Origin of the sequence: Levilactobacillus yiduensis (genome assembly GCF_024718525.1) — a bacterium.
Classification (GTDB): domain Bacteria; phylum Bacillota; class Bacilli; order Lactobacillales; family Lactobacillaceae; genus Levilactobacillus; species Levilactobacillus yiduensis.
The window spans coordinates 76,294-91,734 of record NZ_JAMXAZ010000007.1; the positions used below are offsets into that span (position 1 = coordinate 76,294).

General features: G+C 51.0%; 14 protein-coding genes. 3 read left to right on the plus strand and 11 right to left on the minus strand.

From position 1 onward, the window contains the following. Window positions 1-3 precede the first annotated feature (3 nt). The 6 genes from mltG to NGM66_RS05860 form a co-directional block, all read right to left on the minus strand. Entirely contained in the window at window positions 4-1,137 is a 1,134-nt protein-coding gene (mltG, locus tag NGM66_RS05835) for an endolytic transglycosylase MltG (RefSeq protein WP_245155244.1), read from the minus strand. 324 nt (window positions 1,138-1,461) lie between these two features. After that, entirely contained in the window at window positions 1,462-3,870 is a 2,409-nt protein-coding gene (gene pheT / locus NGM66_RS05840; protein WP_208909874.1) for a phenylalanine--tRNA ligase subunit beta, read from the minus strand. A 9-nt stretch (window positions 3,871-3,879) separates the two neighbouring features. Next, window positions 3,880-4,926 carry a phenylalanine--tRNA ligase subunit alpha gene (pheS, locus tag NGM66_RS05845; RefSeq protein ID WP_208909876.1) on the minus strand — a complete coding sequence of 349 codons (1,047 nt, stop codon included), beginning with the start codon at window positions 4,924-4,926 and terminating at the stop codon, window positions 3,880-3,882. Between the two features lie 332 nt (window positions 4,927-5,258). Further along, the gene (locus tag NGM66_RS05850; protein WP_373418475.1) at window positions 5,259-5,618 is read right to left on the minus strand and encodes a winged helix-turn-helix transcriptional regulator; all 360 of its coding nucleotides are present in this window, start codon (window positions 5,616-5,618) and stop codon (window positions 5,259-5,261) included. 41 nt (window positions 5,619-5,659) lie between these two features. Continuing rightward, complete coding sequence (locus NGM66_RS05855) at window positions 5,660-6,157, minus strand: HD domain-containing protein (RefSeq protein ID WP_125575222.1); 498 nt, start codon at window positions 6,155-6,157, stop codon at window positions 5,660-5,662. Between the two features lie 524 nt (window positions 6,158-6,681). Continuing rightward, window positions 6,682-7,452, minus strand: coding sequence for a TrmH family RNA methyltransferase (locus NGM66_RS05860; RefSeq protein WP_208909878.1), 771 nt, complete (start codon window positions 7,450-7,452; stop codon window positions 6,682-6,684). A gap of 111 nt (window positions 7,453-7,563) precedes the next feature. Between NGM66_RS05860 and NGM66_RS05865 the strand changes: the two genes are divergently transcribed. Next, window positions 7,564-7,836 carry an acylphosphatase gene (locus NGM66_RS05865; protein ID WP_208909879.1) on the plus strand — a complete coding sequence of 91 codons (273 nt, stop codon included), beginning with the start codon at window positions 7,564-7,566 and terminating at the stop codon, window positions 7,834-7,836. Between the two features lie 103 nt (window positions 7,837-7,939). Continuing rightward, window positions 7,940-8,854, plus strand: a complete 915-nt coding sequence (gene yidC / locus NGM66_RS05870) for a membrane protein insertase YidC (protein ID WP_208909880.1) — start codon at window positions 7,940-7,942, stop codon at window positions 8,852-8,854. A 214-nt stretch (window positions 8,855-9,068) separates the two neighbouring features. Here yidC and NGM66_RS05875 read toward each other — a convergent pair whose 3' ends face one another. From NGM66_RS05875 to NGM66_RS05885, 3 genes are all read right to left on the minus strand, one after another. Beyond that, entirely contained in the window at window positions 9,069-9,473 is a 405-nt protein-coding gene (locus NGM66_RS05875) for a YxeA family protein (RefSeq protein ID WP_208909881.1), read from the minus strand. A gap of 258 nt (window positions 9,474-9,731) precedes the next feature. After that, window positions 9,732-11,396, minus strand: a complete 1,665-nt coding sequence (locus NGM66_RS05880) for a HAMP domain-containing sensor histidine kinase (RefSeq protein WP_208909882.1) — start codon at window positions 11,394-11,396, stop codon at window positions 9,732-9,734. Then, window positions 11,393-12,079, minus strand: a complete 687-nt coding sequence (locus tag NGM66_RS05885; RefSeq protein ID WP_020090053.1) for a response regulator transcription factor — start codon at window positions 12,077-12,079, stop codon at window positions 11,393-11,395. The genes NGM66_RS05880 and NGM66_RS05885 overlap by 4 nt, the downstream gene beginning before the upstream one ends. A 414-nt stretch (window positions 12,080-12,493) precedes the next feature. On the opposite strand from NGM66_RS05885, the gene adhP reads away from it, so the two are divergent. Continuing rightward, window positions 12,494-13,510 carry an alcohol dehydrogenase AdhP gene (gene adhP, locus NGM66_RS05890; RefSeq protein ID WP_208909883.1) on the plus strand — a complete coding sequence of 339 codons (1,017 nt, stop codon included), beginning with the start codon at window positions 12,494-12,496 and terminating at the stop codon, window positions 13,508-13,510. A 163-nt stretch (window positions 13,511-13,673) separates the two neighbouring features. Here the strand turns inward: adhP and NGM66_RS05895 are convergent, their stop codons facing one another. Together NGM66_RS05895 and NGM66_RS05900 are read right to left on the minus strand one after the other, a co-directional pair. After that, complete coding sequence (locus NGM66_RS05895; protein WP_208909884.1) at window positions 13,674-14,303, minus strand: matrixin family metalloprotease; 630 nt, start codon at window positions 14,301-14,303, stop codon at window positions 13,674-13,676. A gap of 128 nt (window positions 14,304-14,431) precedes the next feature. After that, window positions 14,432-15,088, minus strand: coding sequence for a matrixin family metalloprotease (locus NGM66_RS05900; RefSeq protein WP_208909887.1), 657 nt, complete (start codon window positions 15,086-15,088; stop codon window positions 14,432-14,434). Between the last annotated feature and the right edge of the window lie 353 nt (window positions 15,089-15,441).

Sequence of the window (15,441 nt, forward strand, 5' to 3'; positions counted from 1 at the left end):
CCTTTATTTATTATCGCTAGCTAATGAACTGGTTTTTTCTTGATGCTGTTCGTAAGTCTGTGAGAAGTAGACCTTCCCTGTCTTGGTGTTCGCAATGAAGTAGTAGTACCCCTTGCTGCGGTCCTTCGGGTGGAGAACCGAATGGATCGAAGAGGTGCTAGGATTGGCAAACGGTCCTGGACCATATCCGGTGTGGATATACAGGTTATACGGCGACTTGACCTTCAGATCTTTGTAGGTCAGCGTCGACTTGGTAGTCTTTAAGGCATATTGCACGGCAATATCGGATTGTAAGGCCATCCCCGCCTTGATGCGGTTCAAGAAGACGCCAGCAATCTTATCCCGGTCGCTTTGCGTCACACCTTCCCGCTCAACCAAGGAAGCCAGCGTCAGCGTCTCTTGGACCGTCAACTTTTGCTTCTTGATGGTGGCGTAACTGCCCTGCAAGTTCTGATCCATTTTAGCCACCATTTCGGTGATTAATTGTTTCAGGGTCATCTTCTTGCCGGCTTGATACGTCGCGGGGGCTAAATACCCTTCCAACCGGTACCGTACGTTTTTAGCTTGTTTGGCGGAACGCAACAACTTCGGATACTTGGCGGCCAATTGATTGAAGAAGGCCTTATCCGTAATCAAGTTCATGAATTCCTTTTTAGTGAAGTCCGTTTGGATCGGGATTTCCGCAGCCAATTGGTCGATGGTTTCCCCTTCACGCACTAACACCTTGCCCGCTGTACTCTGGATGGGTTCTGCCGAGCCACCCTTTTGTAGTTGCCGGGCAATTTGTTTCAACGTCATGGACGGCTTCAACTGGTAATAACCGGCCTGGAAGTTTGTGAACTTATTTGATTTAACGTAGTAGTTAAACACCATGCCGCTCTTAACCACTTTTTTGTCCTGGAGAATTTCCCCAATCTTATTGGAGGTCGCCCCCATCGGAACGTGAACCTGAACCACGTCGTCATCGCTAGAATCTAGCGGCTGCAGCGCCGTTTGAAAATAGTGATAGCCGAAAAAGCCAATAATCACGGCTAAGACCACCAGCAAGCTGACCACACCAATCATGATGCGGCGGCCAAACGACCGTTTCTTCCCCGACTCTTGCCGCGACGGGGTAGGATTTGTGCCATTATCCAACTTATTTCCTCCGTTCTAATGCCATAGTCTTCTCTATTATACAGAAATTCCCGGCGAGCGGAAACCTGAAATGGGGATTTGGGAAAAATGTAATAAATAGAGTGTGGCGAAGGGCGCTTAGCTGGCGAGCATTAACGTCGCTAAGTGAATAACCCCGGGCTTGGGTTGTTCACTTAGCGGGGTTAAGCGCAACCAGCTGCCCGGTAGCCACACGTTTCCAAGGCCGCATATTTCCAGACATATCGGCTGAAAACTACCGGAACGCCCTAATAAAAAACACGTCACTCTCCTTGGAAAGTAAACGTGCTCTCTTTGTTTAGTCGCTTAACGAATCTCGGCACCGAGGTCGTCTTGCAGCCGCTTCTCAACCTTTTCAAAGGCTTGGGTCACGGCGTCATCGACCAGCGTTTCGTGCTTGTCTTGGTACGTCAACGTGTAGGCCAAGGACTTCTTGCCCTTTGGTACCTTCACGCCATCATAGACGTCAAACAGCTTGACGGATTGTAAGAACGCGCCGCCACGCTTTTCAATCAAAGCAACGATCTGTTCGTTCGTGATGTCGTCATCAACCAGCATGGCCACGTCACGCGTGATGGCTGGGTAACGGGAGATCAGGTCGTATTGGTTCTCCTGCTTAGGCATATCGATAATCGCCTGCAGGTTCAGTTCGAAGACATAGGTTGCCCCAATCTTGAATTGCTTAGCGATCGTTGGGTGAATTTGCCCCATGAACCCGATGCGGTGGCCGTGAACTAAGATGTCAGCGGTCCGCCCTGGGTGCATTTCCGGCATGTCGTGGTTCGCCACGTAGGTGACATCCCCATTGACGGCCATATCCTTCAGGTAAGCCGCCACGATTCCCTTAACTTGGTAGAAATCGACTGGTTGGGCTGGCAGGTCCCAAGCCGTTGGTAACAGCGTCCCGGTAATGGCCCCTGCAATGTGTTCCTGTTCGCTCGGCCGGTCAACGCCGTCCTCACGGTAGAAGACCCGTCCTTGTTCGTACAGGGCCACATCCTTGACCTTGCGCGCACTGTTGTAAGCAATGTCGTCCAGCAAGCCCGTGATGACGTTCATCCGCAAGACGGCGTGGTCGACGCTCATTGGCCAAGCCAATTTCGTCGTTTCACTGGCCTGCATCGTGAACATCTTGGCCTTATCTTCGGTCGTCAGCGCGTAGGAAATGGCTTGGTTCAAGCCCAGGCCTTCCAGTGAGTGCCGTGTTGCCCGCATTAATTTTTGCGCGCTTGTCAATTCACCCATGGTCATGCGACCCGTTGGTAAGGTAGCTGGCAATTCATCGTAACCGTAGATCCGGGCGATTTCTTCCAGCAAATCCGCAGGGATATGAATGTCATTACGGCGAACTGGTACCGTAACGGTCAGCGTGTCGCCAGCAGCCGTCACGTCACACCCCAACGTGGTCAGAATATGCGTCACTTGGTCTTGCGACAGCGTCGTCCCTAAGACGGCATTGATGTGGGTCATCGTGATGTCGATCACAGCTGGTGCAGGCACGTTATCCGTAGCTACGACCGTGCCAGCTTGAACCTCACCACTAGCCAGGTTTGTCATCATCTCTGCGGCGGCGTCTAAGGCCTCTTGCACGCCGGCTTGGTTCACGCCCCGTTCGAAGCGTTGGGAAGCATCCGTGTGCAAATTGTGGCGTTGCGCGGCCTTTCGGATGTGGTCGTGTTCAAAGACAGCGGCTTCGATAGCGACAGTTACGGTTCCGTCAGCGATGGCCGTGTCTAAGCCACCCATGACGCCGGCTAAAGCGATTGGCTTTTGGTCGTCGGCAATCACGATGTCGTGGTCGTCTAAGTCGTGTTCACCCTCGTCCAGGGTCGTTAACTTTTCACCGGTTTTAGCAGTCCGGACGTAAACATCTTGGCCGCTAAATTTATCGTAGTCGAACGCATGAAGGGGTTGGCCATACTTCAACATGATGTAGTTGGTGATGTCCACCACGTTGTTGATTGGCCGGTAACCGGCGTTCCACAAGCGAATTTGGAGCCACATTGGACTAGGTGCCAACTTGACCTGCTTGACCAAACGCATCCGGTATTGCGGTGCCAGTTCAGCATCGGCATGGACCGTCAATTGATCCGCAATAGCCGCGCCCGTTTCTTGAACGGCTGGTTGGTCGAATTTAACGGGCAGGTCGTAAATGGCTGATAAGTCATGTAACGTCCCGTACAGGCTCAACATGTCCCCCCGGTTCGGCGTTACGTCCAAGTCGATCAGACTGTCGTTCATGCCCAGGTAATCGTAAACGGCGTCGCCAGGCGTGGCGTCGGCGGGCATCACGTAAATACCGTCTGCGTACTTCTTAGGCACGACGTCTTCTGGGAAGCCAATTTCTTGTAAGGCACAGATCATCCCGGCAGAAGGCACGCCGCGCATCTTAGACTTCTTGATCTTCACGTTGTCCGCGATCCGCGACCCTGGTAAGGCAACGATCACCTTTTGGTCCTTGGCGATGTTCGGTGCCCCACACACGATTTGTAAGGGGTCGTCCTCACCGACGTCCACTTGGCAGATGTGCAAGTGATCGGAGTCCGGGTGAGCCTCCACAGACAAGACGTGGCCGACCACGATCTTCTTTAAGCCGTCACTCGGCTTGATCACATCATCGACTTCGACGGAAGTCCGTTCGATCTTTTCCGCCAAATCAGCTGGTTTGACGTTTAAATCTAAATATTCTTTAATCCAATTGTATGAAATCTTCATGGTTGGCGGTTATCCTTTCTTCGTGAATTGCTTGAGGAAGCGAACATCATTTAAGTAGAAGTTCCGGATGTCATCGACGCCGTACTTCAACATGGCGAACCGGTCAGGACCGACTCCAAAGGCAAAGCCGCCGTAAACATCGGGATCCACGCCCGCCATCTTCAAGACGTTCGGGTGGACCATGCCGGCACCGAGGACTTCGATCCAGCCAGTGTTCTTGCAGACCTTGCAGCCCTTACCGCCACAGTTGAAGCAGGTAATGTCGGCTTCCACGGATGGTTCCGTGAATGGGAAGTAGCTGGGCCGCAACCGTACGTCAAATTTATCGCCGAACAGTTCGTGCGCCAAGACCTGCAGGGTCCCCTTCAAGTCGGCCATGGTGATGTGCTTGTCGATGACCAACCCTTCCACCTGATGGAATTGGTGGGAGTGGGTCGGGTCATCCGTGTCTCGCCGGTAAACCACGCCGGGGGAGATCATCTTGAGCGGGCCTTGACTGAAGTCATGCTTTTCCAGCGTCCGGGCCTGCATCGGTGAGGTCTGCGTCCGCATCAAGATTTCCTTGGTGATGTAGAAGGTATCTTGCATATCACGGGCGGGGTGGTTCTTAGGTAAGTTCATCATTTCAAAGTTGTACTTGTCTTCTTCAACTTCGGGGCCGCTCAGGACTTGGTAGCCCATCCCCAAGAACAGGTCTTCAATTTGGTCGATGATCTGTTGGATCACGTGTGGTTCACCCTTGGCCACCGGCGTCCCAGGCAGCGTCACGTCAATGGCTTCGTTGGCCAGTTTGGCGTTCAAGACGGCATTTTCCAATTCCTCACGGCGCTTGGCTAAGGCTGCAGTCAAGTCATCGCGAATCTCGTTGGCAAACGCACCCACCTTGGGCCGTTCTTCAGCGTCTAAATCCCGCATCCCCCGTAAGACCTCGGTGATGGGACCCTTTTTCCCTAACAATGACACCCGAACTTGGTTGACGTCCTTGAGGTCAGCAGATTTTTTGATTTCCGCCAGACCGCGGTCGTGCAGTTCGGTTAATTTATCTTTTAAAGACATACGTCATCCTCCATTTTCTATTTTGACAATACTTGGGCAAACAAAAAAGCCCCGCCCCATAACTAGGGACGAAGCTTCGCGGTACCACCCTGATTCAGCTAAAAGTCGAGACTTCTAGCCACACTCAGAAATGATAACGGTCATTCACCGGAAAATCATTCATCGCTTTCACGAATCCCGACTACAACTCAAGAACTGAATTCACCCAGTAATTTGAAGTTTGCTTCCAGTCTAGGCAAACTCTTCCTGACAAATTGCACCGGCTACTGCTTTTCTATCATCGTTTTTAACTATTACTTTCATAGCCTAGCGGATTTTTCAACCCCTGTCAACTACTTCTGGTTGACTTCGGTAGGACAATACCACTTATCCGACCACGCGTGGACGGCGGCCATAATGTCTTTGAATTCTTGACCCTTTTCCGTTAATTCGTATTCAATCAACGCATTGTCGGGGAACGTCCGGCGTACGATCACGCCGTTTAATTCCAGTTCCTTCAGCCGTTCGACCAACACCCGATCACTACACCGGGGGATGTTGCGGGCTAAATCACGGAACCGCTGTGGTCCCTCCTGTAAGAGTACATCAATAATTAAGCCATTCCACTTCTTGCCCAGAAACGAAAAAGTCTGTTCGAATCGGGGGCAAAGTTCAAAATCCACCGTTGATTCATCTTGGGCCTTTGGTGACATCATTTGCAATTTTCTTGCCTCCCATCCATGTTTCGCTGAAACTAGGCGTTAGGCGTTACTTTGTTCATGAGGGCTTCGACTCGCTTACGGGCAGGTCCACAGAACTCATGGACCGCTTCATAATCATCGACCAGAGAAACAATTGCACTTTCCCGGTATTTCGGCATAGCGAGCGTTGCGCCCCACATGTGCTTCAAGATAATATCCTTTTCCATCGGGCTGAGATCAGTCAGCTTTTCGGCGTTCCGCAAAGCGACCCGTGGATGGATAAACGCGTGCGAACCCAAATTGAACTTCGTCGTCCGCCAATCATAATAAAACAAATCATGTAATAACCCACCCCGCGCAGTGGCCCGGGTATTCAAACCAAGTTTCTTCGCAATCAAATAACTGTTGTAGGACACTGAAATGCAGTGTGTTAATCGGTCAGAATGATGGTGCTGGGTATAATTCGCCAGGCGTTGGACCGGCTCCTTGGCCAACAAATCAGAAACTAAAGCAAGGTACTCGGGGTCATCACGCCAAGTAAGTTTGGTCATAGAATGCTTCCTTTTCATTTATAGAATTATGATGTTCAGTCATCTTATCCTTATATGATACTTGCTTTTGGCCAAAATGCAACCATCTTGCTTGATTTTTCAGCGGGTTTACCATTTCTTTAGCTTTCGTCGCTCTCACTGGCCACCTACCGTCTGCCAAATATGGGTCGTGTCGCTGTGGGCGGACCGGACCGAGCCTGAAAAGCGGTCTCGGCCTCGCTTTGAGCCGATGACCCGCGTCTCAAAGACGCCAGTTTCCTAAACGGCATGAGTCGCGCCGCTAAAGGAAACTCCCACGGCTGAACCCATATTTGGCAGACTCTCGGCTACAGTGATTATTGCCAGCATCGCTCGGCTCAGGCCTTGGTGCTAGCTAAATGTTAACCCACCGAAGGAATCCAGTAGTGTCGACACAATTATTCGGTGCCCTGGGTCAAGTGATTAGGCGACGTAACTCGTGAGCTTCGGATCAGCATCAGAATAGACAAGGTTCTTGAAATACTATCGGTTCAGATTTAACTGCTCTAGCTCACCAACCGGAACATCACGACCCCCGCCGCGACCGCCACGTTCAATGATTCGGCTTGCCCCTTGATGGGGATGTAGAGGTTGCGCGTGGTCATCTGCTGCAGGTCTGGCGCCATACCGTTGCCCTCGTTGCCCATGACGATGGCGCCCGCCGTCAGTGCCGGCACATCGCGGTAACTCTTGGCGTTGCGGTCCAGATTGGTGCCGTAGACCGGTAATTGTCGCGCCGTAAAGGCACTGATCCAGTCGTGAAGGTCCGCTTCAACCAGTTGGATATGAAATTGACTCCCCTGCATCGAGCGCAAGACCTTGGGCAAGAACCGACTTGCGGTCCCTTTCCCAAAGACGACCCCGGTCAAACCAGCCGCATCGGCCGTCCGCACCATGGTGCCAATGTTACCCGGGTCTTGAACGTAATCCAAGAACAGCCACACACCACTAGCCGTTTGCGGATCGCCCACAGTATCCTTGGGTAGCGGTACCGTGGCAAAAATCCCCTGAGGTGTTCCGGTATCCCCAATGGTTTGGGCGATACTGTCGGTCAGCTCATAGGTCACCACCCCTGCCGGCAATTCGCTGGCGTGGTCGGCCAATTGGTCCGCCGTGCCCATGATGGCCGTCAATGCGTGTTGGGCCTTAATGGCTTCTTGCACCAAATGCCATCCTTCTAATAGGTAAGTTTGGGTGGCCTTACGCCCCTTCTTGGTGGTCAATGCCCGCCACTGCTTGACTTTTTTGTTTTGTCCCGACGTAATTTTTTCTGTCACGGTGAATTTGCTCCCATCTGAATTCTTTTCCTAATTCTACCATATCCCTAGGCAGCACCGGCGACTCGCGGTATGATTAAGGTGAATTTTTTTGCGAAAGGAGGCCTGGAGATGCAGACCCAAAAGATTCTGGTCAGCGGTCAGGTTCAAGGCGTGGGGTTTCGCTGGTCGGCCAGACAGCTCGCTCAACAACTAGGGGTAACGGGCACGGTCCAAAATCTGCCCACCGGTCAAGTCGCCATCGTGGCCAGTGCATCGGCCAAAGTCCTCAGCGACTTCACCCACCAACTTCAGCGCGGTTTGGCCCCCTGGATTCAGGTCACGGATCTCGCGATTACCGACTTACCCACGCGACGATTCAATGAGTTTCGCATTATTATTTGAAAAAGCCCGCTAAATCAAGTAAGATGTTTGATGTTAACGGCGATTTTGCCGCTGGGGGCGTCTACGCTCTACACGTTTAATTAAAAGGGGTTCAAAATAGAATATGAAAATCTCCAAGAAATTTTCGGTTACCGCGGCCCTCGCGGCACTGGCACTGGTCCTCAGTGGCTGTGTCCAGACCAAAAACGGTAAACCCTACGGCTTCGTCTACGATTACCTAGCCGTACCCGGGCAACACGTGATGGATTGGCTCGCCCACATCTTTGGTGGCAGTTACGGTTGGGCCATCATCGTTTTGACCGTGATCGTGCGGATGGTCTTATTGCCAGTCATGGTCAAGCAAATGCGTAACGCCACGGTCCAACAGGAAAAGATCTCCATGATCCGCCCACAAATGACCGCGTTACAAAAGCAACAAAAGGCAGCGACGACCCAAGAGGAACAACAAGCCGCTAGCCAAGCCATGATGGCGCTCTACCGTAACAATGGTATCAGCATGACCGGTGGCATTGGGTGCTTGCCATTATTGATTCAAATGCCGATCTTCGCTGCATTATACGCTGCGATTCGCTATTCACCTGAACTCTCCAAGGCGGTCTTCATGAATATTCCGTTGGGGAAAGCCAGTTGGATTTTGGCGCTGCTGTCCTTCCTGTCCTACCTGTTACAGGGATACTTGTCTCTGCTGGGGATGCCGGAAGAACAAAAGAAGCAAATGCGCTTCACCCTGTTGCTCTCACCCGTGATGATTCTGTTCTTCACGATGAGTTCACCAGCCGGATTAGGGTTGTACTTCTTCGTCGGTGGGCTGTTTGCCTGCCTGCAAACGTTGATCATTAACTTCTACCGGCCACGGATTCGCCGTGAGATCCAAGAAAAAATGAAGGATCAACCCGCTCCCGCTGCACCTGTCGTCCCGAAAAAGGTCGCGACGCCTGCTGCTAAGCAAGCTACGGCCAAGAAGGCCAGTCAGAAGAATCGAAACCGGAATGCAGGTAAGCAACAACATCATAAATAATCATAGAAAAAACCTCCTCCCTGTTGAAATGGGTTGAGGTTTTTTTGTACTTAGATTTAGTTGTTATACCCAATTTCCAATTGGCCGGACTTCTTGTCAAGTTTCCGGCAACCTAAGCCACTGTCCGGTCGTGCCGTCAAGCCCGTCATTTGCTATAGGCAAAATGCTTTAAATCAACAATTCACTTCGTCTGACGTAACACATCACTCGTCGCTTAATCAGTCATCAAGCTTTGGCGTACATTGTGAGGAACTGCCGCCCGTTCGACCTTTTCCCACGTTTCGACGTTTTGACCCTTGGCAGTGATCTTCAAGAACTTGTTGGGCTTCAATCGCCATTGCGCGTCAAAGGTCAGCGTGCGGGCCTCTCCCTCGGCGTTGTATGTCAGCAGTTGGTAAACGTACTCGTCCTCACCCCCACCGCCGATGTAGTGCCGCACTGGCTTGGCATTAGTAGACGCATAAACGTCCGTCGTTTTGACTAACGGGTTGACATTGTCCGCGGCCATGGCCCATTCGCTGTGCTGATTCTTGGTCACGCCGGGTAAAATGACGGCACCGACCACACCAATAACTGCTAGACCGCCAATGACGGCAATTAACTTCCGTAAAATCTTCATGATTGTATATCCCCCTATGTTGGTTAGTTACTCATGTAATTAACTAGTTACCATAGCATACTGAAATTTCTGCGAGGTGTCAATGCCTATCGTTTAAGATTTTCCAAAGTAACAGATGTGAGCTACCCGCTGGTCATGTCTGGCCAAGTTACTTGACTGCATCCAGCCTTTTGGCGTACCAGAAGGCCATTTTTCCAAAATTTAAGGATAACAAAAAGCCTGAGAAATTTCTCCCAGGCTCTACTTCGTGCATTGTATTTATTTTGTTGCATCATCATCTGTTGACCGAGTCTCTGACGAGTCCGCCAGCAACTCTGACTGAATGCCCGGAACGTCATTGGCCGCTTGGGCCTGTTCTTTCTTTTCCGTCAGGATCTGCGCATCCTTGTCCGATAAGATCGGCAAGGAAATCCGGAAGACTGAGCCTTGGCCCAGGGCACTTTCAATGGTGATACGTCCGTGGTAAGCCTCAATCAGCCGCTTGGCGATGGCTAACCCAAGGCCGTTGCCCCCTTTGGTCCGGGAGCGGGCCTTGTCCACCCGGTAGAAACGGTTAAAGACACGGTCACGGTTCTCCTGCGAGATCCCCTCACCGAAGTCTTGGACCGCCACTTCTAAGCTGCGAGAATCGCTCTCATAGCTCATGTGGACTTCCTTACGCGTCTGCGAATACTTGACGGCATTATCCATCAGAATGATCAGGATCTGTTCCAAATGATTCCGATAGATCTGTGCCTGTACCGGTCGCTGAACATCATCGTCTAAGATAAAGACATAGTCCGGATGAATCATCTTGAAGTTATCAAACACCTGCTCGACGACTTCACTCACGTCCGAGACCTCATTGGGGTAATTGACCTCAATTTGTTCGGCGCGTTGTAGGTCCAACATTTCTTGGACCAGACTCTTCATCCGCTTGGTTTCTTGCAGCGATGCCTTGATCGACTCGTTCAGCACCTCAGGGTCGTCTTTTCCCCAACGGTCCAGCATCTCCATGTGCCCTTGAATAATGGCCACCGGTGTCCGCAACTCATGGGAGACATCTTCCACGAATTGCTGTTGCTGGTCCATGTAACGTTGGGTCGTGTCCAACATGTCGTTGAAAAGATTCCCCAGGTCACTCAGCTCATCTTGATGGTGCATCTCTGGTACCCGCCGATCCGTTTGGGGATCCTCGCGCATGGCGTGAATCGTCTCTCGGATGGCTTCAACCGGCCGCAACAGGAAGGTCGCGAGGCTATAACTCAAGACGGCCGCCGCGAGCACTGCCATCATCCCTAACACCAGATCGATCTGGAGCAATTTCACCTGGGTCGCCCGGTAGTCCCGTAAATTATCCGTGACCTGGACGTACCCTAACAGATGATTGCCTTGCTTGGCGCGAATTGGCGTGATACCAACCAGATTCTTGTGCCCTTTGATCTTCTGCGTAGAAATGCGAAGTTGCTTAGACTTCTGAAACTGTAGCGGACTTTCCCGTGTCGCAAATAACGGCTGGCCGTTTTGGTCATAGACCGTCACCGTTTGGCTATCACGTGCTAAACTGGTCAGCACGGCGTTGTTGTACGGCCCAGTTGGCTTCTTGGCTTCTGACAACACGGTCCGAGGCCGCAACAGTTGATTAACCTGTGCGCCCGTCAGCGGTTGCTTTTGGGTGTTCAGTTTCTCAACGACCACGTTCAAGGTATCCGACACGTGGGTCTTCTCCTGGCGCATCAAGACCGTCATGAAGCTATTGAAGATCAACAACACGATGACCGCGAAGATAACCAGCACGCCAAAGGCCGTCGATAAGGCCCATTCCCACTTCAATGAGAACCGGAACCCGGGCTTCTTGACTTGGTCATCAACCGCCGCAGCCGCTACCGGTGCTTCGGGAACAGCCGGCTTTTCTGGAACTCTTGGTTCTTCTGGCGATTTCACGAACGCATCACGTACCCTGTCCCCCGAACCGTCTGGATGTAGCTCTTCTGGCCGGCGACATCAATTTTGTTACGTAGATAACGGACATACACATCGACCACGTTCGTCTCAACTTCAGACTCGTAGCCCCAGACCTTGGTTAAGAGGACATCCCGGGCCAAGACCACGTTGATGTTTTCCATCAATGCCAGGAGTAATTCATATTCCCGCTTGGTCAGATTGATGACCTCATCGCCACGCCGGACGATCCGATTTTCCTTTTCAATCGTCAGGTCCTTGAACTTTACGGTCGTTTGCTTCGTGTTCTTCTGTTCGCCTTCCAAGTGGATCCGCCGTAACAGCGCCCGCACCCGAGCCAACAGCTCTTCAATCGCAAATGGCTTGACGATGTAATCGTCGGCCCCGTGATCCAAACCAGATACTCGGTCGATCACGGAGTCACGCGCCGTCATCATAATGATGGGGGTGCTCTTGACTTCGCGGACCCGCCGCGCAACTTCGATACCGTTCAATTCCGGCAACATTAAGTCCAATAAGATCACATCAAAGTCTTGCGACAAAGCTGCTTCCAGCCCGGTCCGACCATTGAATTGGACATTCGTCTCATAGCCCTCATGCTTTAATTCCAATTCCACAAAGCGGGCGAGATTTTTTTCATCTTCAATAATTAAAATTCGACTCATTACACTTTAACTCCTCTGGCTAATTCGCGGCAGCCCCTCTAGTCAAACCCACACCAGGAGTGGCCGTCCGATATTCATTTCAACATTTAATTTTATCATATTTTCTCATAATTGTATGCAAAACGACGTGGCTTCCCACATTTAGTTTAATCTTAACCTTCTAAACCTGGAAAAAATCCTTCACTTGTAAAAGTCAACCGGTTGCATTCGATAGTTAATTTTGCTTATGAAAGCGATTATGTTGTTTGCTTCACATTGTTAAACAGCTTACACTACCAGTAAACAAGCGTCATATTACCGATAGTTGTCTGTCTTGGAAAAATCTTAATAATTTTTGTGCAAAATTTCACTTGAAACTGACAACTTTTGCAGTATACTGGGTCTTGTAGATAAAAAGAAAGAGGGATTGTTTTCATGAAAGCAGCAGTTATTCGCGATTCAGTTGATGGTTACGTAGATATCAAGGATGTTACCCTTCGCCCAATTACCCACGGTGAAGCCTTAGTTAAGATGGAATATTGTGGTCTCTGTCACACCGACTTACACGTGGCTGCCGGTGACTTCGGCAAGCAACCTGGCCGGATCATTGGTCATGAAGGTGTCGGTAAGGTTATCCAAGTTGCTGACGACGTTAAGAACTTAAAGATCGGCGACCGCGTTTCTATCGCTTGGTTCTTTAAGGGCTGTGGCCACTGTGAATACTGCTTGACCGGTCGTGAAACACTTTGCCGTAACGTTAAGAACTCTGGGTTCACGGTTGATGGTGCGATGGCTGAAGAATGCATCGTTGACGCCAACTACGCCGTTAAGGTGCCAGAAGGTTTGGATCCCGTTGAAGCAACCTCTTTGACCTGTGCCGGTGTGACCATGTACAAGGCCTTGAAGGTCGGCGAAACGAAGCCTGGCCAATGGGTCGAAGTTGTTGGTGCCGGTGGTTTAGGTAACCTGGCTATCCAATACGCCCACAATGTCTTCGGTGCGCACGTCGTTGCCGTTGATGGGAATCCAGACAAGTTAGCTGCTGCTAAGGCTAACGGTGCTGAAGTGCTGATCAACCGGCATGACGGTGACGTTGCTGAACAGATTCAAGAAAAGGTCGGCGGCGTGGACAACGCCCAAGTCACTGCCGTTAACAAGGATGCCTTCACCCAATCCGTTAACGCTTTGAAGCCAGATGGCAAGTTGGTTGCCGTGGCCTTACCACAAGGCGACATGGAATTAAACATTGCTAAGACGGTGCTGGACGGCATCTCCGTTCGCGGTTCCTTAGTTGGGACGCGCCAAGACTTAGCCGAAACTTTCCAATTCGGTGCTGAAGGCAAGGTTCACCCAATCGTTCAAACTCGTCGTCTGGACGAAGTTAACGATATCATTGATGAAATGAAGAACAACCAAATCGTCGGCCGGATGGTCGTTGATTTTACTAAATAAGCTGACGCTGTTCTAGCGTTGTGCGAAAGAGGTTCCTGGTACCGACACCTGTCGGACGGGAGCCTCTTTTTTGTCACGACCTAATGCATTGTCACCGCTAGACTTGGTGTTTCCGCCAAGTTACGCTGAATCGGGAGCGCGTACCTCCACCGCAGCTTGACGGTCACGCATGTCCTGGCCCATATAACAGCCGTAACGCCGCTAAATCCGCTGGTGATAACCATTCTTGCTCGTGGTCCCTGGCGGTCATCACCGACGTTTTAGCGCTACTGTGCGCCAACCCTACCGCGTGACCGATCTCATGAATCGCCACGGACAGACGTGGTCGCAGTTCTGGGTGGGCCAAGTTCACGCCGGCTCGTGCCTGATTGACCGTCCCCTGACCGGTATGAATCACGTGCGGACCACCCTTCCCCAACTCGGTAAAGTCAGCGCGCTGAGAATCGGCATCCCGGTAAGTGAAGAAGGTTAAGCTATTTTGACCCATCTGTGCGGTGCCCGGCCGCAATTGGACCACCCCGGTACGATTAAACACCATTACGGCTTCCTCGAACAGCCCCCGAAACTCGGCGGCCTCAGCACTGGCAAAGTGATAGTAATAAACTGGTCGTAGCGGATGGGCTAGCGCAATGGGTTCCAGTGGCGTTTGCCCGTGGGGACTCGTAACGTGTGTCGCCAACTGGTTAACCACGCCATCCTGACGCAAAGTCATGGCAACCAAAGCGCTCCCGCTAAACCACAGACTGGCAAATAAAACGACCATCCCGCCTAACCACCAGTAAGTTCTTTTCAAAGCCACCATCCTCTCTCACCCTTTCTAGAAAACAGTGTAGCGGATTTTTGCAAGGATGACGACTAATCTGCAAAAGATTGGTCACATTTCACCGGATTCGCAACGAAATGTGCGTTTCCTGTTAAATCTTATTCGTAGAGCGTGTGCAACGCCTTGAGGTCGCCGGCAGATAACGCTGACTTTCCCTGATCGATCGGATACATCACGGAACGTCGACTCGAACTGTGGTCTAATCCCAGGGCGTGCCCAACCTCATGCAGGGCCACCGACAACTTCACTCCTTGCGGATACTGGAGATTGACGCCTGCACGGGCGTGGTTAGCCGTATACCCTTGAAAGCCACTGACTTCCTCGATTTCGGGGCCACCCTTTCCCAGTTCCAGGTAGTCGGACTTGTCTGCCGGCATCACCTTATGATAACCAAAGATCGTCATGCCATTTTGCCGGTCAGTCGCATCTCCTGCGACCAAATTAACGATCCCCGTATCATTGTAGATGGCGATGGCGGCACCAAAGGTCTGGACTGCCTTGTCGGGCAGATTGCCCGCAAAGCGGTAATAATAGGTCTTCTTGAGCGTTTGTGGTTCGACGATAGACTCAATCGGGGTCATCACGGATTTCTCCTGACGCCCCATCAATGGCAATTGGACCGTTAGCTGATTCGTAGCCTGTACGGCCATTGTCTGCGACATTGCAACTATTTTAGGCAGGGACCCTTGTAGATTCGGTAGTAAGAACAATCCACCGATGATGACCACTAACAAGAGGCCCAATCGTTTGCGCATGCTCCTAAACTCCCATCCAAAATGATTACTGCTAGTCTACCGGTTATTCACAAGCCTGACCACAAGATTCGGTAATTTTGGTGGGAATCCAAGACTTTCTTAAACTATTAGCGGGAATAAATTAATTCTCTAATTATCCTATCATCTTAAAATCCTGTTATAAACGAATTTATATTTGATTCGGTATGTTTTTTCTCATAATCTAATTTTTAGGATGCAGTCACCAAACTTTGTGCAATTTTACAAATAAACGCGAATTTTCTCCAGTAAAAAAGGGCTGGGACAAAAGTCTCAGGCCCTTTGTGTCTCCGAATATCTAGTGTTGAAACCTGGGCCAAAAGGCAGCTGGTTCC